At 73.1% G+C, this 19,588-nt stretch carries 17 protein-coding genes; 5 read left to right on the top strand and 12 right to left on the bottom strand.

Going from position 1 to position 19,588, the window contains the following annotated elements; all coding sequences use genetic code 11:
- Positions 1 to 245 precede the first annotated feature (245 nt).
- Positions 246 to 1,970, top strand: a complete 1,725-nt coding sequence (locus tag ACZ516_RS14345) for a dihydroxyacetone kinase family protein (RefSeq protein WP_469010312.1) — start codon at positions 246 to 248, stop codon at positions 1,968 to 1,970.
- 32 nt (positions 1,971 to 2,002) lie between these two features.
- Here the strand turns inward: ACZ516_RS14345 and ACZ516_RS14340 are convergent, their stop codons facing one another.
- The 4 genes from ACZ516_RS14340 to ACZ516_RS14325 form a co-directional block, all read right to left on the bottom strand.
- Entirely contained in the window at positions 2,003 to 3,586 is a 1,584-nt protein-coding gene (locus ACZ516_RS14340) for an ABC transporter substrate-binding protein (RefSeq protein ID WP_469010311.1), read from the bottom strand.
- Between the two features lie 6 nt (positions 3,587 to 3,592).
- Positions 3,593 to 5,641, bottom strand: coding sequence for an ATP-binding protein (locus ACZ516_RS14335; RefSeq protein ID WP_469010309.1), 2,049 nt, complete (start codon positions 5,639 to 5,641; stop codon positions 3,593 to 3,595).
- Between the two features lie 96 nt (positions 5,642 to 5,737).
- Entirely contained in the window at positions 5,738 to 8,941 is a 3,204-nt protein-coding gene (locus ACZ516_RS14330; protein WP_469010308.1) for an NACHT domain-containing protein, read from the bottom strand.
- Positions 8,942 to 9,082: 141 nt separating this feature from the next.
- Complete coding sequence (locus ACZ516_RS14325; RefSeq protein ID WP_469010307.1) at positions 9,083 to 9,949, bottom strand: AraC family transcriptional regulator; 867 nt, start codon at positions 9,947 to 9,949, stop codon at positions 9,083 to 9,085.
- Between the two features lie 165 nt (positions 9,950 to 10,114).
- Between ACZ516_RS14325 and ACZ516_RS14320 the strand changes: the two genes are divergently transcribed.
- Positions 10,115 to 10,510: an STAS domain-containing protein gene (locus ACZ516_RS14320; RefSeq protein ID WP_361084577.1), complete on the top strand. Its 396-nt coding sequence runs from the start codon at positions 10,115 to 10,117 to the stop codon at positions 10,508 to 10,510.
- A 40-nt stretch (positions 10,511 to 10,550) separates the two neighbouring features.
- Here ACZ516_RS14320 and ACZ516_RS14315 read toward each other — a convergent pair whose 3' ends face one another.
- Positions 10,551 to 11,015: a hemerythrin domain-containing protein gene (locus ACZ516_RS14315; protein ID WP_361084859.1), complete on the bottom strand. Its 465-nt coding sequence runs from the start codon at positions 11,013 to 11,015 to the stop codon at positions 10,551 to 10,553.
- A 284-nt stretch (positions 11,016 to 11,299) separates the two neighbouring features.
- Between ACZ516_RS14315 and ACZ516_RS14310 the strand changes: the two genes are divergently transcribed.
- Positions 11,300 to 11,842 (top strand): heme-binding beta-barrel domain-containing protein, encoded by a 543-nt coding sequence (locus tag ACZ516_RS14310; RefSeq protein WP_361084580.1) that lies wholly within the window; start codon positions 11,300 to 11,302, stop codon positions 11,840 to 11,842.
- Positions 11,843 to 11,847: 5 nt separating this feature from the next.
- Here ACZ516_RS14310 and ACZ516_RS14305 read toward each other — a convergent pair whose 3' ends face one another.
- The 6 genes from ACZ516_RS14305 to ACZ516_RS14280 form a co-directional block, all read right to left on the bottom strand.
- The gene (locus ACZ516_RS14305) at positions 11,848 to 13,131 is read right to left on the bottom strand and encodes a PP2C family protein-serine/threonine phosphatase (protein WP_469010305.1); all 1,284 of its coding nucleotides are present in this window, start codon (positions 13,129 to 13,131) and stop codon (positions 11,848 to 11,850) included.
- Positions 13,128 to 14,219, bottom strand: coding sequence for a SpoIIE family protein phosphatase (locus ACZ516_RS14300; RefSeq protein ID WP_469010303.1), 1,092 nt, complete (start codon positions 14,217 to 14,219; stop codon positions 13,128 to 13,130). Before ACZ516_RS14300 ends, ACZ516_RS14305 begins: the two co-directional genes overlap by 4 nt.
- 5 nt (positions 14,220 to 14,224) lie before the next feature.
- Positions 14,225 to 14,695 carry an anti-sigma regulatory factor gene (locus tag ACZ516_RS14295; protein WP_469010301.1) on the bottom strand — a complete coding sequence of 157 codons (471 nt, stop codon included), beginning with the start codon at positions 14,693 to 14,695 and terminating at the stop codon, positions 14,225 to 14,227.
- The gene (locus ACZ516_RS14290; protein WP_358579352.1) at positions 14,692 to 15,093 is read right to left on the bottom strand and encodes an STAS domain-containing protein; all 402 of its coding nucleotides are present in this window, start codon (positions 15,091 to 15,093) and stop codon (positions 14,692 to 14,694) included. The genes ACZ516_RS14295 and ACZ516_RS14290 overlap by 4 nt, the downstream gene beginning before the upstream one ends.
- Complete coding sequence (locus ACZ516_RS14285) at positions 15,090 to 15,968, bottom strand: STAS domain-containing protein (protein WP_361084589.1); 879 nt, start codon at positions 15,966 to 15,968, stop codon at positions 15,090 to 15,092. The genes ACZ516_RS14290 and ACZ516_RS14285 overlap by 4 nt, the downstream gene beginning before the upstream one ends.
- A 220-nt stretch (positions 15,969 to 16,188) precedes the next feature.
- A complete protein-coding gene (locus ACZ516_RS14280) occupies positions 16,189 to 16,713 on the bottom strand; it encodes a MarR family winged helix-turn-helix transcriptional regulator (protein WP_469010298.1) in 525 nt (174 codons plus the stop codon).
- A gap of 104 nt (positions 16,714 to 16,817) precedes the next feature.
- On the opposite strand from ACZ516_RS14280, the gene ACZ516_RS14275 reads away from it, so the two are divergent.
- Positions 16,818 to 17,984 (top strand): PP2C family protein-serine/threonine phosphatase, encoded by a 1,167-nt coding sequence (locus ACZ516_RS14275; RefSeq protein WP_469010296.1) that lies wholly within the window; start codon positions 16,818 to 16,820, stop codon positions 17,982 to 17,984.
- Positions 17,985 to 18,000: 16 nt separating this feature from the next.
- On the opposite strand, the gene ACZ516_RS14270 is transcribed toward ACZ516_RS14275, so the two are convergent.
- Positions 18,001 to 18,846, bottom strand: coding sequence for an RNA polymerase sigma factor SigF (locus tag ACZ516_RS14270; RefSeq protein ID WP_361084598.1), 846 nt, complete (start codon positions 18,844 to 18,846; stop codon positions 18,001 to 18,003).
- 305 nt (positions 18,847 to 19,151) lie between these two features.
- Between ACZ516_RS14270 and ACZ516_RS14265 the strand changes: the two genes are divergently transcribed.
- Positions 19,152 to 19,520 (top strand): ATP-binding protein, encoded by a 369-nt coding sequence (locus ACZ516_RS14265; RefSeq protein ID WP_361084601.1) that lies wholly within the window; start codon positions 19,152 to 19,154, stop codon positions 19,518 to 19,520.
- Positions 19,521 to 19,588 lie beyond the last annotated feature (68 nt).

Genomic DNA, 19,588 nt, shown 5'->3' with positions numbered 1-19,588 from the left:
CCTCGCAAAGATGGGGTGACCGGCAGGTGAGCGCCGCGTGACCCGTGCGATCCGCCGCCCGGGCCGGGGCAGGCTGACAGCGTCGCACACCGAGCGACAGGACCGGAACGCCGGAGTGCCGGTAGCGGCGCGTGCCGTTCTTCGCGCCACGCGGAGGGCCATGGTGAGCCCGCGCCCGAGCCGCCGCACCCCCTGCGTCACCGCACATCCGCCGCAGGCCCCGCACACGTACGGAGAACTCACCGATGAGCTACTTCCTGCCGGAGAACCACCCCGTGCTGACCGCCGCCCGCGGTCTGGCCCTCGCCCACCCCGGGATGATCGAGGTGAACAGCGCGCCCCTGTACCTGCGCGCCCTGGACCCGCACCCCGACCGCACGGTCGCCCTGGTCTCCGGCGGCGGCTCCGGCCACGAACCCCTGCACACCGGGCTCCTGGGGCGCGGGGGACTGGACGCGGTCTGCCCGGGCGAGATCTTCGCCTCCCCGCACAACCGGCAGATCTACGAGGCGAGCGCGGCGGCGGCGAAGAGCGGCGGCGTCCTGCTCGTCGTCAAGAACTACACCGGCGACGTGATCAACTTCCAGATCGCGGCGGAGCGCCTGCGGCACGACGGCGTCCAGGTCGCCACGGTCCTGGTCGACGACGACCTGGCCACCGACAGCGCGGACAGCGCCACCGGCCGCAGGGGCACCGCCGCCACGGTGGTCGTGGAGAAGCTCCTCGGCGCGGCGGCCGACCGGGGCGCCGGACTGGAGGAGCTGGCCGACCTCGGCCGGCGGATCGTGGCCGCCTCCCGCAGCGTCGCCGTCGCCGCCCGCGCCCAGACCTCGCCCACCACCGTCGCCCCGGCCTTCACCCTGGAGGCGGACACCCTGGACTACGGCGTCGGCATCCACGGCGAGCGCGGCACCCGCACCATCGCCCGCCCGGCGACCGGCGACCTCGTTCGGCGCATGACCGACGACCTGCTCGAAGCCCTGCCCGAGGGCCCCGCCGAGGTGCTCGCCCTCGTCAACGGCCTCGGCGCCACCACCGAGCTGGAGCTGCACGCCATCAGCGCCCTGCTGCACGAGGAGCTGACGGCCCGCGGCATCCGCCCGGCCCTCCTCGTGCCCGGCACGTTCACCGCCGCCCTGGACATGGCGGGCTTCTCCCTCACCCTCACGCGGCTCGAACAGGGCTGGGCCGAGCTGTGGACCGCGCCGACCCGCACCCCCCTCGTCCTGCCCCGCCCCGCCCTCACCCCCGAAGGCCGCACCGAGGCACCGCGGGAGAGCGCCGGCGCCCCGGAGCAGCCCGCGGCGGCCCCGGTCACGGGGGCGGACCGCGCCCTCCTCGACCGCTACGCCGAGAGCGTCACCCAGGTCCGCGACAACCTCACCAAGCTGGACCAGCTCGTCGGCGACGGCGACTTCGGCGACAACCTCGCGGGCGGCGTACGGCGTGCGGTGAAGCTGGCCGACGAGCGCGGCCTGAACGGCACGGCGGCCCTCGCCCACGCCTTCCTCGACGACGTCGGCGGCACCAGCGGCCCCCTGTTCGGCCTCCTCTTCCAGCACCTGTCGACCGCCACCCCGGCCGACGGCGGCGCGCCGTCCGTCGCCGCCCTGGCGCGGGCCGCCGAGGAGGGCTTCGCCGCCATCCACCGCGTCGGCGGCGCGAGCCCCGGCGACTGCACCCTGGTCGACGCGCTCGCGCCCGCCGCGCGGTCGCTGACCGCCGCCGCGCGGGACGCCGCCGCCGAGGCCCCGCTGACCGAGGCGGCCCAGGCGGCCATCCGCGGGGCCCTCGCCACCGCCTCCCTGCGGCCCCGGCGCGGCCGCGCCAGCTACGTGGGCGACCACGCCCTCGGTGTCCCGGACCCGGGCGCCCTCGCCGTGGCGCTCCTCTTCATGGCCCTGGCCGACCTCTACGAGCCCGCCACGGCCCCGCGCCTGCCCGCGCCGGGCTACATCACCCTGCACTGACCGCTTCGCCGCCCGGTCCGGCCCGCCCGGGGTCAGGCCGGGCAGGCGCCCTTGTCGCCGCCCCGGAACGTCCGGTACAGCGGCGGACGCTCGCCCGCCTCCCGGCCGGCCGGATACTCCACGATCGGCACGGGCTTGCAGACCGCCCACTGGTCGTTGACCCCGGGGCCCTCGAACCCGTACGAACCGGCCGCGCCGCGCAGGCAGTTGCTGCACCCGTTCGCGGAGATCGTCGGATTGATGAGCGTGTTGTAGACGTCGTTCTTCGTGGGGATCAGCTCGGGCCCCTTCTTCCCGGGCTTGCCCGCGCTGTCGTTGATGTCGCTGTACGTGCGGTCCACGGCGTCGGCCAGCAGCGTGAACGCGTCGTGGTACATCACCGCGTACCCGTCGTTCAGCGGCTTGGCCCCCAGCTCGTGCGCGCGCTCCAGCCTGTCGAAGCGGTCCCGGAAACGGCCGAGCGCCCGCGGCGGGTCGTGCTTGCCCTGCCACCAGGCGGGGTCGACGGACGACGCGTCGATGATCGTGGCCCGCGCCTCCTCCAGCCAGCGGGTGGTCTCCGGCGTGGTGAGCGTCGGTTCGAGCCCGATGCCCACCTTCAGCAGCCGCAGCCGCGACCCGCGGCCGCAGTCGCCCTCCTGCGCGAGGCGCTTGATGAACGCCGGCAGGTCCTGGTCGCGCCCGGCGAAGAAGACGGTGTCGGAGCGCGCCGTGCAGATCTTCTGCACGGCGTCGGTGAACCGCTGGGGAATGCCCTTGTCGGTGCCGGACGACCCGGTGAAGTTGGAGTTGTGGCCCTTGAAGTCGTACTTGGCGCCGAAGTGCTTCTCGAAGACCCGGCGCAGATTGCGCGAGTAGACGTCCTCGCTGCGGTTGTCCCAGACCAGGAACCCCTTCTCCCGCTCCGGACGCCCGGCGAGGTACTGCTTCAGGGCGCGGGCGAACTGGTCGTTGTTGGGCGAGGTCTTGAAGAAGTGCCCGGCGTTCATGTCGGCGGCGGTGATGACCGGCCCGACGGTGGGGATGCCGTGCTCGCTGAGCGCGGCGATCGTCCGCCGTGTCTCAGGCGTGCTGCTCGGAATCCCGGTCACGCCGACCAGCGGCGCTTGCTTGTCCTCGGCCAGCTCCGCCAGTCGCCGGACGACGGGACGCCAGTGGTCGAGGTTGCGGCCGTCGGGCGCGAGCAGCAGCTGGTAGTGGGGTCCGCTGCCGCTGTTGGCCTCCTGCTGCGCGGTGAGCGCGCCGGCCAGCGCGCGGCGGATCATGTCCGTGGTCATCGCGCTCGACTCGTCCGAGGTGAACGGCATCATGAGCGCGATCCGCACATAGGGGATCCGCGCGGCGTTGCCCTCCGGGTCCTCGGCGTCCCGCCGCACCCTGGCGTTCTCCTCGGCCACCGCCGCCACGAGGCTCCCGACCCGCGGATCGGCGTCGAAGGCGTGCTCGGTGACCCCGACGCAGTCGCCGCCCAGCTCCCGCAGCTCGTCCCCGCACCTGCCGGGCCCGCGCGCGCCGAGGGTGAGCAGGGCGGCGACGACCCCGGCGCCCAGGGCCAGCGCCAGGACGGCGGCCCACTCGATCGGTCCCCACTCGCGGGGATGGCGACGGAACAGCATGCTTCCTCACTGTCCTGGTATGGGGAGGGGGCGTTTGTCGCGTGCCGCGGCCGGCCATCTGCGCGCCGCCTGGCCGAGCGCGATCCGCCAGGAAGGGTGGCGCAACGAGAGATAGGCCAGCTCCTGCTCGACGGCCGTGCACGTGTCGGGGTCCGGTTCCGTGTGCGGCTCGGACAGGTACCACAGGGCGTGCAGCAACCGGTTGACGCAGCGCTCGGTGTCGTCCAGGTGGACGAAGCGGCCGTCGCGTGCCCCGAGCGCGATGCGCAGCCGGTCGTCCTCCCAGTCCCGCTCGGGCGGCGTCGGGGCGGTGGCCGCGTACTGCAGGCAGCGCAGCCAGTGGCCCGCCCCCCGCTCGTCCTGCTCCGACTGGAACACCTCGGCCAAGGACGCCACCACCGTCTCCACGCCCCCCGCGGCGAGCATGTGCCGCAGGGCGTCGGCCTCGCCCTCGTCACCCCGCTGGGCGTGATGGTTCTGCAGGAAGCGGTGGATCTCCTGCCAGCCCCGGCTGTCGTCGGGCCCCGGCGAGAGCCGGCGGGCCTCGTGCACCAGGAGCTTCTGCAGCAGGGGGTCGCTCACCAGCGGGCTCTCGGGCGGGGTGAGGCGCTGCCAGTGCTGCTGTTCGAGGTAGTCGGTCACGGCGTTGGCGGGGAACTGCTCGGGCCCCTCCAGGCGCAGCCGGGCCGCCAGCGCCTCGGCGGCCGTGCTGTCCCTGGCCAGGGACAGGAGGGTGAGGCGGTCCCGCTGGCGGCGGTTGGGGAGCAGCCGCTCCAAAAGCGCCTCGCCGATGGGGCGGCCGTCGCCGGCGGAGAGTTCGAGGAGGTCGCGCGGGACCACGGCGCGGCCCGCGCGGGTCGCCGCCCGTACCGCGGCGCACAGCATGGTGGTGGCCGCCGGATGGCCGCCGGTCAGGGTGTGCAGGGCCGAGGCGAGATAGGGGTGGAGCGGTGCGCCGGCCGAACCGGCCTCCAGGAGCGGCAGCACGTCGTCGCGGCTGAGCGGGGTGAGCGGGACGGTGAGCAGCCCCGCCGACGGCGAGGTGCCGCGCCGCTCCCAGCCGGACGCCCGCAGCAGATCGGGCAGTTCGCGCCGCACCGGGCCGGGGTCGCTGCCCGGCGGCTCGCCGAGCCGAGTGGCGACCACGACCAGCTCCTCGCGCTCCGGGGACTCGGCCACCGCCCGGTGTTCGAGCAGCAGGTCCAAGAAGCGCCGCCCGGCGGGCAGATGCACGTCGTCGAGGAGGACCAGGGGCCAGGGCTCGCGGTTCCAGCGCTGGAGACGCCCGTAGGAACCGGCGACGTCGTGCCGGAACGCCGCCACCAGCGTGCGCTCCACCGCCCGCCGGTAGTCCCCGCCCTGGTGGTGCCACTCGCCGAGCAGCTCCAAGGGGTCGCTCTCCGGCGGGAGTTGCGGGAAGCGGCCGCGGTACCAGTCCCTTTCCGGGCCGGGCCGGTGCCGGTGCGCGAACTCGCCGTGCAGGGCGCGGGAGATGTCCGCCGCCCCGGGTGTGCCGGGCGGGCGCGGGGCACGGGCCTCGACCGCGGTGGCCCAGGACCGGCGCAGCTCCTGCTCGGGCTCGTCGGCGAGCCGGCAGGCGATCAGCAGCCGGGCGAGCCGCAGGCAGACCGCGTCCCGCTCGGCGTCGTCACCGGGCTCCCACCCGGAGACGGCGAACAGCCCCGGCAGCAGGACGGGGAAGGGGCGCCGGTACGAAGGGCCGAGCTGGCGCGCCAGTTCGACGAGGACACCGACCAGGTCGGCCGCGTACTGCCCCTCGGTGTCGGCGCCGGCCGCGGGGTGGACCCCGGCGCCGCCCGGCGCGATCCGGACATGGGCGAGGGGAAGCCTGCCCCGGTAGTGGGCCGCGAGCGCCCGCAGCACGGCGCTGCGCCCCATGCCGTGACGCCCCGTCACCAGCACGACCGGCAGGTCGTGCTGGAACTCCCGCGCCGTGCGCGAGCGCTCGTCGTACTTGAGCCCGGTCAGCCGCGGGACGAGCGCGCGCAGCAGCGGGTCCCTGCCGTACAGCGGCACGTCTTCCGCTCTGCCCATCCGACTGGATCCCGCCTTCGCAGTACCGTCCTGTCCTCGACCCCGGCCGGGGGCAAGGAACTTACCCTGAGCGCACAGCCGGTGCCAGTCCGTTGATCACGGCTGTGGATAGATGGAGAGCTCGACCTCGCGGGGGAGCGCCTCCGTGCCGCGCACCTCACCCGGATAGGCGAGTCGGACCCTGCGCAGCCGGTGCAGCGTGGCCAGCGACGAGAGGTCGACGTCGGCGGCCTCCGTGAGGTGGACCTCCTCAAGTCCGGGCAGCCGCAGCGCGATCCGGCGCAGCGGCACCGCGCTGCCCGCGCCGGCGTGCACGTTCAGCCGGGTGATCTGGGGCAGCTGGGTCCGGGGCGCGAACAGCAGCATGCTCAGCTGCGCCGAGGTCAGCGTGAGCGTACGCAGCCCCGGCACGTCGCCGAGCAGGGCGCCCCAGGAGTCGGGCGTCAGCCGCTCGCTGGCCTCGTGCAGGCGCAGCTCCACGAGGTTCGCGCAGGACACGATGTCCGCGAGGCGGGTGGCCGTCGGCGGCAGCGAGAGCACCCGCAGCCGCTCGGGGCACGGCAGGTCGGCCAGCCCCCGCCAGGGCACGTCCGCGCCGATGAGCAGGGTGTCGAGCCGTGCGCAGCCCGCCAGTTCGTGCAGCGGCTCGAAGCGGGGCAGGTCCCGCAGCGTGAGCCGGCGCAGCTCCGGCAGCCGGGTGAGCGGCGCCGGGTCCTGGACGTTGCGGCAGCCGCGCAGCCCGAGCGACTCCAGCGCGGGGTAGCCGGCCAGGACGTCGAGACGGTCGAGGGAGAGCAGGTCGCGCAGCTGGAGTTCGCGCAGGTGGCGCGCGTCGAACGCGGAGCGGACGTCGTCGGGGGTGAAGTCGCCCCGCAGGCTGACGCGCCGGTAGCCGGACATCGTGCGCAGCATGTCCAGCTCGGCGCGCGAGCGCACGGTGACGATCTCGTCCGGCGCGATCTCCAGGAGCGGCCGGACGATCTCCTCGGCGTACACCTCGGGGTCGAACCGGTCCCAGTGGTGCAGCAGTTGGGCGCGCACCGCGCTCTGCCCGGTGTGCAGGAACCGCCGCAGGCGCGGGATCGCCGCGTCCCCGCCGATCTGGCAGATCGCGTGGACGGTGGCCAGCTCCTCGTCGCCCCCGAGGTCGGCGGCGTCCGGCAGCAGGCCGAGCAGCAGCGGGCCCGTCTGCGCCAGGGACCGGGCCTCGCGCAGGCTGCGGGGCGGCACCATGCGCGCCGCCTGGGCCTCGATGGCCTCGCGCACCGCGGGCGCCACGCTGGTGGCCTGCTCCAGGGACGCGAGCGCGAGCAGCCGCAGCCGGGCCTGGACGGCCGGGTCCCGTTCGCGCTCGCCCCGCTCCCGCAGCCGGGTGAGCAGCTCGCCGCGCTCGTGGTGACGGGCCTGGGCGACGACCATCTGCACCACGTCCTCCCAGTGCTCCAGGTGGGCGTTGTTCACCAGCATGCCCATGTCCCGCTCCTCGAGCACCGCCTGGGCGCCGAGGAAGTCCTGGAAGGTGCGGTGGATGAAGTCGACGGCGCCCTGGACGGGTTCGCGCAGCAGCCCCGAGCGCTCCAGCAGCAGCTGGAGGACGTCCTCCGCCTCGCCGATCTCCGCGAGGCGCTCCACCGACGGCATCAGACGGCGTACGACCTCGACGGCGTCCGCCCGGTCCAGCTCGGTCCGTTCGTTGCGGATCAGCCAGTACGCGAGGCGGCGCAGCGGCTCGGTGGCCGACTTCTGGTCCAGCTGCGGTGTGCCGCGGGCGCCGCCGTAGACCTCGCGCTCCACGTCGCGCCGCTCCAGCAGCATCGCCAGCGCGGCCTCGTAGAGGGAGGCGCGGCCGCGCGGCAGGAAGCCGCGGCGCTCGCGGTGCAGGGCGCAGATCAGCCCGCACATCAGCGGGTTGGTCGCCAGCCGGCTCAGCTCCGGCCTGCTGCGCAGCGCGAGCGTGAGGGACTCCCCGAGGCGCGCGGGTGCCCCGGCCGCCGCGTGCCAGCGCTCGATGAACCGCCGCATGTCGGCGGGCCGCATCCCGCTGAGCGCGAACTCGTTGAATCCCTCGTGCCGCAGCCAGCCCTGTTCCAGGGCGGAGGGCCGCGAGGTGAGCAGCCACAGGTTCCCGGGGAAGACGGCGAGGAGCTTCTTCAGCCATGCCTTGACGCGGCCGCGCTCCCCCTTGGGGATCTCGTCCGCACCGTCGATCAGCATCACCGCCCGCCCGTTCTGCAGCACGCGGGTGGCCCAGCCCTCGGGTTCGGTGCCGAGCAGCGGGCAGTCGATCCAGCGCAGGAAGTCCTGCGGCATCGGCAGTTCGGCGCCCTTGCGGGCCAGCGCGCGCAGCGGCAGTACGAAGGGGACGCGCCCCAGGAGCTGGGAGAGGGAGCCCGGCACCCGGTCCTGGCGGGCGGTGGTCAGGGCGAGCCACTGCACGAGCGTCGTCTTGCCCGTGCCCGCGACCCCGCGCAGCAGCACCCGGTCATGGGTGGCGAGGGTGGTCTCCACCGGCGCCGCCGCCCGCTCCGACGACTCGCCGTCCGCCACCGGGCCCGCCTCCGGGGACCCGCGGTAGGGACTGGCCTCCAGGCTCAGGTACGCCGTGTCAAGGGGCCACTCGTGATCCGAGGGCTCCCGCAGGTCGACGCCGTGGATGGTGAGCCTGCCGTGGCTCTGGACGACGTAGCGCGCGTAGTGCTCCTCGAACCGGGCGTCCCGCGCGGAGACGTCGGGCAGGCGCTCCAGGATCCGCTCCAGGCGCTCGCCCTGCTCGCGGATCGCACGGCTCTGCTCGACCTGCGTGCGCGCCGCGAAGCCGGGCTGTTCGCTGAAGAACCGCACCACATGGACGCAGGCCGTCTCCAGGAGCCGGTCGTGGAAGCGGGCGGCGTCGTCGCTCAGCAGCCTGCGGGTCTCCGGGCCCGCCCGTCGCGACAGCTCGGCGGCCAGCTTCTCGGGGCCCAGCGCGAACGCCTGGACGTCGTCCATCTCCAGGTCGCCGAGCGCGTGCAGGGTCCGGGTCAGCGCCAGTCCCACGGCGTCCTTCTCGTCGGCGCCGACCGGCGGGTCGTAGGGCCCGGCGGCCCGCACCGCGCGGCGCACCAGCTCGCGGGCGATCCGGTGCAGATCGTCCTCGCTGAGGGTGCGGTGCTCGCGGGAGAAGGCGATCAGGCGCCGGACCGGGATCGGCCGGCCGTCGAACTGCGCGCCCGGCGCCTTCGCCGCGGGCAGCAGCAACCGCTTGAGCAGCGGCGCGATCACCGCCGAGGCGACCCGCAGGCCTACCGTGCCCCCATCCACACACCCTCCCGCGCCGCTCCCTCCCACGGCCTCGGCGCGGCCGCGAAAAGGTGACCCGACCAGCCTAGCCGCGGACCCGGCCCCCGGCGGGGAAAACGCTTGCGCGTCACCGCAGTTGACGGGTCCGGGCCCGCGCGGCGCTCAGGTGGCCGTGCGCTCCACCGGGATCCACAGCTCCGCGTCCGCCTCGGCCGCGTCCCGCGAGAGCCGGGTGCGCAGGATCTCCGGCCCGGGCCTGCCGCGATACGGATTGGACGGGAACCACTGGGTGAACACGTCCCGCCACAGGAACTGCAGGGACTCGGGGAACGCGCCGGAACTCTCGAAGACCGCCCACGTGCCGGCCGGGACGGTGAGCGAGTCCAGGTCGTCCGGAGCGGCCGAACCGGTCACCACACCGTGGTAGTAGTCCAGTTCGGTCCCCTCCGCCCGGCTCGGGTCGAGGTCGTCGCTCACCCCCACGACGCCCTGCGGCGCCTGATCGGACAGGGCGGCGATCCGCCGCATCGTCTCCTTGTCGATGCCCCGGATGAAGTCGGCGATGGCCGGGTTCATCCCCTCGTGGACGAGCGGGACCCGGACCTTCTTGCCCACGACGTGGAACCGCTCCTTCTCCACGACCCGGTACCGCATGCCGCTGCTCCCCTCGACGACGAGCCGGAAGGAGATCCGGGGCTGCGAGTGCAGTGCCGCGCCGGCCCGCCGGGCCTCACCCGGCCCCACGCCGTGCACGGCCTTGAACGCCCGCGCGAACGCCTCACCGGAGCCGTAGCCGTAGCGCACCGCGACCTCCAGGAGCGTCCGCTCCCCGGCGAGCACCTCGGCGCCCGCGACGGTCAGCCGCCTGCGCCGGACGTACTCGGAGAGCGGCATGCCCGCCAGCGCGGAGAACAGCCGCCGCAGGTGGTACTCCGACGTCACCGCGATCCGCGCCAGCTCGGCCACCTCGATCGGCCCGTCGAGACGGGCCTCGATGTGTTCCAGGGCTTCGTTGAGCCGCTCCAGCACTCCGGTATCTCCTTCCCTCGCGTCCTTCACGTTAGGAAGGCCGCCCCTCGCGGGACCCGACATCCTGTGCCCGGCCCGGTCGGGTACGTACCGCACTGCGCACAAGAGCGCCGAGCACCGGTCGCCGCGGGCGTAGGGTGGCGCCGCGAGGAGAGGGAGGCGCCGATGTCCACGCGGATCCGCCGACTGGTCATCACGGAACTGGCGAGCTGCGACGAGTGCGCGGTGCTGCGCGTCACCGGTGAACTCGACCAGACCGGCGAGGCGCTCTTCCTCGGCACGCTCGGCTCCTACGTGGACGCGGGGCACCTGCACCTCGTCCTGGACGCCACCGCGCTGTCCTTCTGCGACTCGCGGGGGCTCAACTGCCTGCTGGCCATGCGGTGGCTGCTGGAGCGCCGCGGCGGCAGACTGCTGCTGGCGGGGGCGGGCCGCCGGCTGACCGACCTGCTCGCCCAGACCGGCAGCGCCGAACTGCTCCCCAGCCACCGGACGGTCGGCCTCGCCCTGGCCGAGCTGCCTCAGGCCCAGCGGCCCGTCTGGCCGCCCGTCCAGGACTGAGGAAGGCCCCCGGCCCCCCGACGGCTCACGCCCCCACCACTCAGGACTTCACGATGCGGCGGACGTTCTCGACGCTGCCGCAGCCCGACTCCAGCTGCTTGGCGCGCTCCTTGCTGAAGGCGGCGCCCAGTTCCTCGCGGCGGTCCATCGCGACGTTCTCACGGGCGCCGTTCAGGATCGTGCGCTCCTCCTCGTCGGCGTGGTGGGTGATCTCCTCGACGAGCTTCTCCAGCTTCTCGTCCCAGTCGTCGGAGCCGACCTCCTCGACCTCGAGAAGGGCGAGGAGCGCCTTGTTGCCCTCCTCGTGCTCCTCGACGCCGTGCTCGACCTCGTCGTTCTCGATGTCCCGGTAGCGCTTGAGCGCGGGGTAGACCTCGGCCTCCTCGGCCAGCGCGTGCGCGATCAGCAGGTCCGCGAACTCTCGCAGGGCCTTGGCCCGGTCGCCCTCCACGCTGCGCATCTCACGGAAGAGGTCCTCCATGCGACGGTGATCGGCGAGGATCAGCTCGACGACGTCCCCCGACGCGTTCTGTGTCCCGCCCTTTCCGTTGTTCCGCTCGTTCGTCTCGTCGCTCTTGTTCGGCTTGGTCGCCATGACGGTGCTCCTTCTGGGCGGCTGATGGGGCTCGCTGCGGTCGAGTACCCCGTACCGATAAGTAACGCCCTCTGTTCGCCCACAGGTGACGCGGCGTCCCGGCCGCCGCGTATGTCACTCATGTGGGGGACCCACGGGCCGGGCCACGCATAGGCTGCACCCGGCACCCGACCCACCACCCAGGAGCGCGCACCGTGTCCGACCCCGCCCCGCGGCACCCGTACCCCGACGCGCACCACCCCGATGCGGCGCCCGCCCCGCACCCGCTGCTGACGCCCGTGCTCGGCCTGCTCGGCACCTGGCACGGCAGCGGCCGCGGCGGCTACCCGACGCTCGACGGGGACTTCAGCTACGCGCAGGAGGTCACCTTCAGCCACGACGGCCGGCCCTTCCTCCACTACGACGCCCGCGCCTGGCTGGTCGACGCCCAGGAGCGGCCCCTGCGCCCCTCCGCCCGGGAGAGCGGCTGGTGGCGGCTGGGGCCCGAAGGCCGGGTGGAGGCCCTGATCACCCAGCCCACCGGCGTCGCGGAGATCGCCGTCGGCCGCGCGGACGGCGACACCGTGGACCTCGCCACCCAGGAGGTGGCCCTCACCCCCACCGCCAAACAGGTCGACGCGACCCGCCGCCGCTACACCCTCGGCGACCCCGACACCCTCACCTTCGTCCACGACCTCGCTGCGGTCGGCCGGCCGCTCCAGCACCACCTGTCGGCACTTCTGCGGCGCCGGGCGTAATTCGCTCAGCGAACGGGGGAGCGGAAGCGGACGGCCAGCGCCAGCGTGTCGTCCTCGTGGAGCACGTCCGTGAGCATGTCCCGCGCTATGGCGCCCGGGACGTCCTGCGTGGGCCGCGTGCGGTAGCGGCGGGCGGTCGCCACCAGGCGCTGCTCGCCCTCCCGGGGGTCCCGGCGGCTCTCGGTGAGACCGTCGGTGTACAGGATGAGCAGGTCGTCGGGGCGGAGCGTGGTGGTCAGGACGCGCTCGCTGCCGGGCAGGGGGAAGCCGACGCCGCGCCCGCGCACTTCGAGGAAGGTGTCCTCCCCGTCGGCGCGCACGAGAAGCGCCGGCGGGTGGCTGCCGTTGGCCAGGGAGAGCCGTCCGGTCGCCGGGTCGAGATGCGCCAGCAGCAGGGTGGCCATGACGCTCTGGTCGAAGGGGGCCAGGATGTCGTCCGTGCGCGCCACGATGCTCTCCAGCGGATGGCCTTCGAGCGCGAGGGTGCGCACGGCGTGGGTGACGGTCAGCGCGGTGCGCGTACTGGTGATGCCGTGGCCGAGCGCGTCGACGATGGTGATGTGCACCGTCCCGTCGGGGAGGGTGAACCAGTCGTAGAGGTCGCCGCCGGTGGGGGTGTCGTCGCTCGCGGGGGCGTAGTGGACGGCGAGCTCGAGGCCGTCCACGTGCAGCGGTCTGGGCCGCAGCGCGTCCTCCAGGGCCCGCAGCGTCCGCCCGTGCGCCTTGCGCAGCTCCTCGTCCCGCTCCTCCAGCTGTACGTAGAGGGCGAGCACCCCGCTGTTGGTCTCGGCCAGTTCGTGCTTGAGCTTGCGGTGCTCGTCGGCGAGGGCGTCGGCCCGGGCGAGCGCGGCCCGCAGCTCCTCCTCCAGCAGCAGGAGGTCGGCGTCGCCGTTGCGGCGAGCGGCGGTGGCGGGCGCACCCGCCTCCACGCCGGGCCGCGGGAGTACGGCGGTGACCGGCGCCGGCGCCGCCGAGGGCAGGGGCACCCGCCACACCACCGTGCCGTCGGCGGTCGCCTCACCGGGCAGCGGAAGCTGTTCGGCCCGCACCTGGAAGTCCTCCAGGCGGGGCAGGCCGAGGGCCAGGGTCAGGCGGCCCGAGCCGTCGGCGCCCGCCTCGTCGGTGGCGGTCAGCGTGACCGGCCGGCCGGCGTTCAGCGCGGTGGCCGCCGTCTCGCTCAGGGACAGCACGATCCGGGCCCGGTCCTCGGCGGGCAGCCGGTAGCTCAGGGCGATGCCGCGGACGGTGCGCCGCAGGGCGGCGGGGGTGCGGAGGGTGGCGCTGGTCATCGGAGTTCCAGGGGGCTGCCGAGGGCGAGCACGGTGGCGTCGTCACGGTGTCGCCGGTGGGTGTGGACCAAGGAGGCCGCCAGGAGGGCAGGCGGGAGACTCAGCCGGTCGGCGGTCGGGTCCTGCGTCCACCGCTGGTCGATGCCGTCGGTGTACAGGACCACGGCCGTGCAGTCCGAGACGTCGAGGAACCGGCTGCGCGGGGTGGGCAGGTTGTAGCCGACGATGCCCGCCTGCCCGGTGAGCTGCCGGTGCACGCCGTTGGCGGACAGGGCCGCCGCGCGGATGTTGCCGACCCCGCAGAACTCGGCGCGCTCGGCGCCCATCCTGACCGCCGTCGCCGCGGCGCCGCGCGTGTGCCGCAGCGAGCTGTGCAGGGCGTTGATCACCTGGGGGAGCGGGGCGTTCGAACAGGACTGGAAGGTGCGCACGGCGCGCCGGCTGGCCGCGGCCGCCTCCGGGCCGTGCCCCAGCCCGTCGATGACCAGGCCCGTCCACGTCCCGCCCTCCTCGGCGACGGCGTAGCCGTCCCCGCACACCTGCTCCCCGGTGGCCGGCAGGCACAGGGCGCCGATGGCGGCCCCCGGCCGCCGGCCCCCCGGCAGCGCGAGGCGGGCGTGGGCGAGGGTGCCGAGGCCCGGCGTCGAGCGCAGGGTGAAGTCGGTGGCGATGCGGCGTACCGCCCCCAGCCCCGCGCCCATGGTCCTGGTGGTGCTGAAGCCGTCGGTGAGGCTCAGGCCGATGTCCGCGATGCCGGGGCCGTGGTCCACCGCCACCACGTCCAGCGCGGTGTCCAGCGGGGAGCGCCGGCCCAGCGGCGAGGGCTGGAGGAAGAGCGCGCCGTTGCGGGCGTGCTTGCTGATGTTGCTGGCCAGTTCGCTGGCGAGCACGGCCGCCTGGTCGGGCAGCGCTCCCGGCATGCCACAGGCGTGGGCGAGCGCGCGGGCCCGGCTGGCCGCGGTCTGCACGGCGCTGTGGTGGTCGATGGGGATGTGCAGCGTGGTGGGCGCCTCGAGGACGTCCACGGACTCCAGAGGGCCCGTCGAGCCCTTGGAGTCCGTGGCGCCCGATGGGTCGGCTCCGTCCATGGTGGTCACCGCGGTCCGTTCCAGCGGACGGCGGTGACGGTCGTGCCCCGGCCGGGCGCGCTGGACACCTCGAACTCGTCCATGAGGCGGCGCGCCCCACCGAGCCCGTGCCCGAGGCCCGCGCCGGTGGTGTAGCCGTCGGTGAACGCCGCTTCGAGGTCGGCGATGCCCGGCCCGTCGTCGCTCACCGTGAGCCGCAGCCCCCGCCGCCCGGCCTTCTGGACGAACTCGATGGCCAGGGTGCCGCCGCCGCCGTGGACGTAGGCGTTGCGGGCCAGTTCGCTGGCCGCGGTGACGATACGGGTCTGGTCCACCAGGCCGAAGCCCGCTCGCACCGTGGCGTCGCGCACCGCGTGCCGGGCCGTGAGCAGATCCTCCTCGACGTTGATCTCATGCGTGACACGCGTGCTGTCGGAATCCTTGGCCGAGGGGGAGGGGGTGGCCCGGATCTCGTCGAGGTCGCCGTAGAGGGTCAACTGGTCCCTCCTTCGGCGGGGGGCACCGGCGCCTTCTCCCAGCCCAGCGCGCGCAGCCCCTGTTCGGCGTTGAGCGTGGTCTCCACGCCGGACAGGCGCAGCCCCAGCTCGACCAGAGTGATGGCCACGGCGGGACGCATGCCCGCCACGATGACCCGCGCGCCCAGCAGGCGCGCCGTGGTGGTGAGTTCCATCAGGGTGCGGGCCACGAACGAGTCGATCAGCTCGAGGCGCGAGATGTCTATGAGCACTCCGCGGGCGCGGTCGCCGACGATGCGCTCGGTCAGCTCCTCGGTGAACGCGATGGCGCTCTTGTCGTCGAGTTCATTGAGCAGTCCGGTGACGAGGACGTCGCCCAGACGCAGGATCGGCACTCCGCCGCGCGGGCCGCCGCTCATCGCAGGCTCGCGGGGTCCGCGGAACGGAACGGCCGCTCCGTGAGGGAAATCGCCGCGGCCAGCGCGTCGGCGAGGGTGGCCCGGGTCAGGATGGCGGACAGGTCGATGCCCAGTTGGGCGATGATCTGGGCGATCGGCGGCCGGATGCCGCTGATCACACAGTCGGTGCCCATCAGGCGTACGGCGTTGACGGTCTGCATGAGGTGGTGCGCCACGGCGGTGTCCACGGTGGGCACGCCCGTGATGTCGATGATCGCGACCTGCGCCTCGTCGCGCTCGATGGCCTGGAGGAGGTTCTCCATGACCACCTGGGTGCGAGTCGTGTCGAGCGAGCCGATCAACGGGACGGCCAGGACCTTGTCCCACAGCCGGACCACCGGGGTGGAGACCTCCAGGAGCTGGCGGCTCTGGCGGCGGATGATCTCCTCGCGGCCCTCCACGTACGTGGCGAAGGACAGGGCGCCCGCGATGTCGAGGAGGCGGTTGACGAACACGGCGGCCTGATACAGGGCCTTGGTCTCGTGGGCCTGCTCCTGCACTCCTTCGAGCAGCGCCTCCTTGAGGGCCAGCACGGCCAGCGAGGTCACGGTCGGGGTGGCGCCGCCCCGTGCCCGGCGCAGGGACAGGTCGGTGATCGCCTGGCGCAGCTCCGGGTGCGTGGTGGCCACGTCTTCGACGGGCAGCCCGCTGTCCAGCCCGGCCCGCAGGGCGTCGACGAAGCTGTCGGCTTCCTCACGAAGCTCGGCCTCGGTGATGCCCGCGCCCAGAACCGATCGTTCCAGTTGGAGCTGCACCCATCGGTCGGCCACCTTCTCTCCCCGCTCGCGCAGCGTCGCGCTGATGCTGAGCCGGGCCTCGGATTCACTGGCGTTCATTACATCCACCTTAGCAATTGTTGTCGCATGGCAAACGTTAGTCGAGGCTACCGATCACCGAAAGTCCTGCCCCCGGTGAGCTGACGTCAACTCACTTCTTCTCCACAAGGACAACAAGGCTGAAGCGTGCGGGGCGCGGGTTTCCGCCGGTGCGCGCGGTGGGGCGCGATGGCGGGGCGGGCGGGCCGGCGAGCGGGCCGATGGAGGGGCGGGACGGCGGTCAGGCGGTCTCCACCGTGTCATCGGCGGGGGGCCGGTTCGCCGCCGAGGTCTCTCCCACGGCCGAATCCGCAGCCGTCCCCACGGCCGTACGGAATCCCCTCAGGCCCTGCTCAAGCGCCGCCCGGTCTGTCCGGGTCATGCCGGAAATGACCTCCAGCAGGGCACTTTCACGACGTGCCCGCAATTCTTTGAGGTAGCTTTCTCCCTGGCCCGACAGGCGAAGCTCCAACTCGCGTCGGCTGGCCGAACTGAGAGAGCGCTCGATGAAGCCCAACGCGTGAAGACGGTCACACATCCGGCTCACCGACGAAGGTGCGGACCCGAGCACCTCACCGAGAGTGCGGAGGTTGATCCCTCGGGCGCCGTCGAGGACGTACAGCACCCGTAGCTGCGACGAGGACACCGGCGCCGTCGTGGTGATGTCACGGCCCTTGTTCCACAGGACCTCGAGCAGTTCGATGACGTCCCGGACCGCATGCGTGGCAGCGTCGTGATCGCCGTTGCCGGACGGGGCGGGATTCATGCCCTCAACTGTGACACTTCGCAATGGCCTTGTCAGTCGCTGAGACATGCGGGGCCACTCGCTCCTTCTCGTTACGTCAATTCCGGATAGGTGGTTACCCGTAGGTGGACAGATTCAGGGTGGTGGAGCGTGCGCTGCGCGGGGCCGCGCCGCATGCTCTCCTCGAAGCGGTGCGCAACACGCTCACCGCCCATTACGACGCGGTCTCCGTCGACCTCCTGATGGCGGACTACGCGATGACCATACTCCAGCCCGTCGACGCGCTCCCCTACACCGCCGACCCCATCTCTGTCCACACCAGCGCGCCCGGCCGGGCCTTCGGCGCCCAGGAACCCCACGTGGAGACGGACGAGGCGACGGGCCAGGTGAGCGTGCATCTGCCCGTCAGCGTGCGCGGCGACCGCATCGGCATCCTCACCGTCCGACTCCTGGCCGAGGCCTACGACGCCTCCACCGCCACCGAGCTGGAGGACGTCGCGGAAGTCCTCGGACACGAGATCGTCGTCGCGGAGCGGGACACCGACCTCTACCTCCAGGCCCGGCGCGCCGACCGGCTCACCCTCGCCGCCGAGATGCAGTGGCAGCTGCTGCCCGGCCGCTCCTGCTCGCGCCCCGAGTACGAGATCGGCGCCCAGCTCGAACCGGCGTACGCGATCTACGGCGACAACTTCGACTGGTCCACCTCGGCGGAGCACCTCACGCTCACGGTCACCAACGGCATGGGCGAGGGCATCGAGGCCGCGCTGCTGACCAACCTCGCGATCAACGCGCTGCGCAACGCGCGCCGGGCCGGTCTCTCGCTGCCCGACCAGGCGTGCCTGGCCGACCAGGCGCTCTACGGGCACTACCGCGGCGACGCCCATCTCTCCATGCTGCTGCTCCGCTTCGACCTGGCGACGGGGGAGGCGGAGGTCATCGACGCGGGGTCGCCCAAGATGTGGCGGATGCGACACGGCAAGGCCGAGCCCATCGAACTGGAAGCCCAGCTCCCGCTCGGCATGTTCGAGGACACCCTGTACGCGTCCCAGCGCTTTCGCGTAGAGCCCGGGGACCGGCTGCTGTTCGTCAGCGACGGCGTCTACAACGTGGCCTCCCCGGCGGGTGAGCGCTACAGCGAACGAGCGCTCACCCGCGCCATGACCAATACGCGGCTGCTGCCTCCCTCGCAGGTGCCGCGCGCCATGCTCCACGAGCTGGCGGGCCATCGGGGATCCGGTGTCGCCGAGGACGACGCCATGATCGTCTGCCTGGACTGGCACGGCCGGAGCTGATCTCCGCGGTCCGGCCTCAGCCGGCGGCCGGGAGCATTCCCTCGCGCAGGGTCGCCAGGGTGCGCGACAGGAGACGGGACACCTGCATCTGGGAGACGCCGAGGCGCTCGCCGATCTGCGACTGCGTCAGCTCCTCCACGAAGCGCAGGTGCAGGATCTGCCGGTCGCGCTCGGGGAGGCCGGCGACGAGCGGGGCGAGCGCGTGGAAGTCCTCCACGAGCTCCAGGGCGGGGTCCACCTCGCCGATGAAGTCGGCCAGCGGGGTCTCGTCGTTCGCGTCGCCGTGCAGGACGGCGTCGAGGGAGGCGGAGTTGTATCCGTTGGAGGCGAGCCGGGCCTCGATGACCTCGTCCGGGGAGAGGTTCATCAGCGCGGCGAGCTCGTCCACCGTCGGGGCGCGGCCCAGCCGGCTGCTCAGCTCCTCGGTGGCCTTGGCGAGCTCCACCCGGGCCTCCTGGAGACGGCGGGGGACATGCACCGCCCAGGACGTGTCACGGAAGAACCGCTTGATCTCCCCGACGATGTAGGGGACGGCGAAAGTGGCGAACTGCACTTCACGGGAGAGCTCGAACCGGTCGATGGCCTTGATCAGACCGATCATGCCGACCTGGACGATGTCCTCCATGTCGTCACCGCGATTGCGGAACCGCCCGGCCGCGTACCGGACCAGCGACATGTTCAGCTCGATCAGGGTGTTGCGCACGTACTGGTACTGGGCCGTGCCCTCCTCGAGCACCGCGAGCTGATCGAAGAACAGCTGGGACAAGGCGCGGGAGTCCTTCGGCGTGACCGCCTGCGGATCCACCACTTCCGGCAGCTCTCTCAGGCCGGTGTCCGTCTGGGTCGCTGTAGCCATCGTCATCTCTTCCTCCCTCTCCACCAGCCCCCTTGTCCCCTGTGGGCTGGTGGACGAGCGAATACCCGCCTCTTGCCGCTTCATGTCACCCAAATCGTGAAGAGGTGACGTGATGCCGACCACACGGATCGATCTTCGTGCGCCGGGTGCGGCCACCGACGGCCGGCGTGCGGGCCGCGCCGGGAGGGGAGAGGGCGTTAAGAAGTCGGCTTCGGGGGCAAGAGACCCATTCGTACAGTCCACCCCTGATCGAGGAGGGGCGTATGAGGACGGACCATTGGCGGCACCCGAGTAAACCGTTGGATCGGGCGGTGTTCGAAAAGCGGCCCGAAGCCGTGGCGCAGGCGCGGGACTTCGCCCGCGCCTTCCTGGCCGGACTCCGTCCGACGATGGACGAGCAGGCCGCGGGCAGCGTGGAGCTCACCGTCTCCGAACTCGTCACCAACTCGGTACGGCACGCGAGCGGTGACGCCTGCTCGCTGCGCCTCGTGGCACGCCGGGACGCGATCACGGTCGCCGTCACCGACGCCGACCCCCGGCCGCCGCGCGAGCGGACGCCCGACCTGGCGGGAGGGACCGGCGGCTTCGGCTGGCCCATGGTCAAGACCCTGGCCGTGACGGTCGACGTGAGCACGGGTCCGCAGGGCAAGACCATTCGGGCGGACCTGCCCCGCGGCTGACCCCAACTCCCTTGAGGGGCGGCAGAAGTGAGCGCCTCCACCGCACCGGGCCGGAAAAACAGCGGTGA

The organism is Streptomyces sp. NPDC034037, from assembly GCF_055575715.1.
The sequence above is the reverse complement of the archived record's forward strand: the minus strand, read 5'-3'. Positions and strand labels throughout refer to the sequence as shown.

What these genes read in the sequence shown, in the direction of transcription:
- ACZ516_RS14345 (WP_469010312.1), top strand. Translation starts at nt 246, where the DNA reads ATGAGCTACTTCCTGCCGGAGAACCACCCCGTGCTGACCGCCGCCCGC.
- ACZ516_RS14340 (WP_469010311.1), bottom strand. Translation starts at nt 3,586, where the DNA reads ATGCTGTTCCGTCGCCATCCCCGCGAGTGGGGACCGATCGAGTGGGCC.
- ACZ516_RS14335 (WP_469010309.1), bottom strand. Translation starts at nt 5,641, where the DNA reads ATGGGCAGAGCGGAAGACGTGCCGCTGTACGGCAGGGACCCGCTGCTG.
- ACZ516_RS14320 (WP_361084577.1), top strand. Translation starts at nt 10,115, where the DNA reads ATGTCCACGCGGATCCGCCGACTGGTCATCACGGAACTGGCGAGCTGC.
- ACZ516_RS14305 (WP_469010305.1), bottom strand. Translation starts at nt 13,131, where the DNA reads ATGACCAGCGCCACCCTCCGCACCCCCGCCGCCCTGCGGCGCACCGTC.
- ACZ516_RS14300 (WP_469010303.1), bottom strand. Translation starts at nt 14,219, where the DNA reads ATGGACGGAGCCGACCCATCGGGCGCCACGGACTCCAAGGGCTCGACG.
- ACZ516_RS14290 (WP_358579352.1), bottom strand. Translation starts at nt 15,093, where the DNA reads ATGAGCGGCGGCCCGCGCGGCGGAGTGCCGATCCTGCGTCTGGGCGAC.
- ACZ516_RS14285 (WP_361084589.1), bottom strand. Translation starts at nt 15,968, where the DNA reads ATGAACGCCAGTGAATCCGAGGCCCGGCTCAGCATCAGCGCGACGCTG.
- ACZ516_RS14280 (WP_469010298.1), bottom strand. Translation starts at nt 16,713, where the DNA reads ATGAATCCCGCCCCGTCCGGCAACGGCGATCACGACGCTGCCACGCAT.
- ACZ516_RS14270 (WP_361084598.1), bottom strand. Translation starts at nt 18,846, where the DNA reads ATGACGATGGCTACAGCGACCCAGACGGACACCGGCCTGAGAGAGCTG.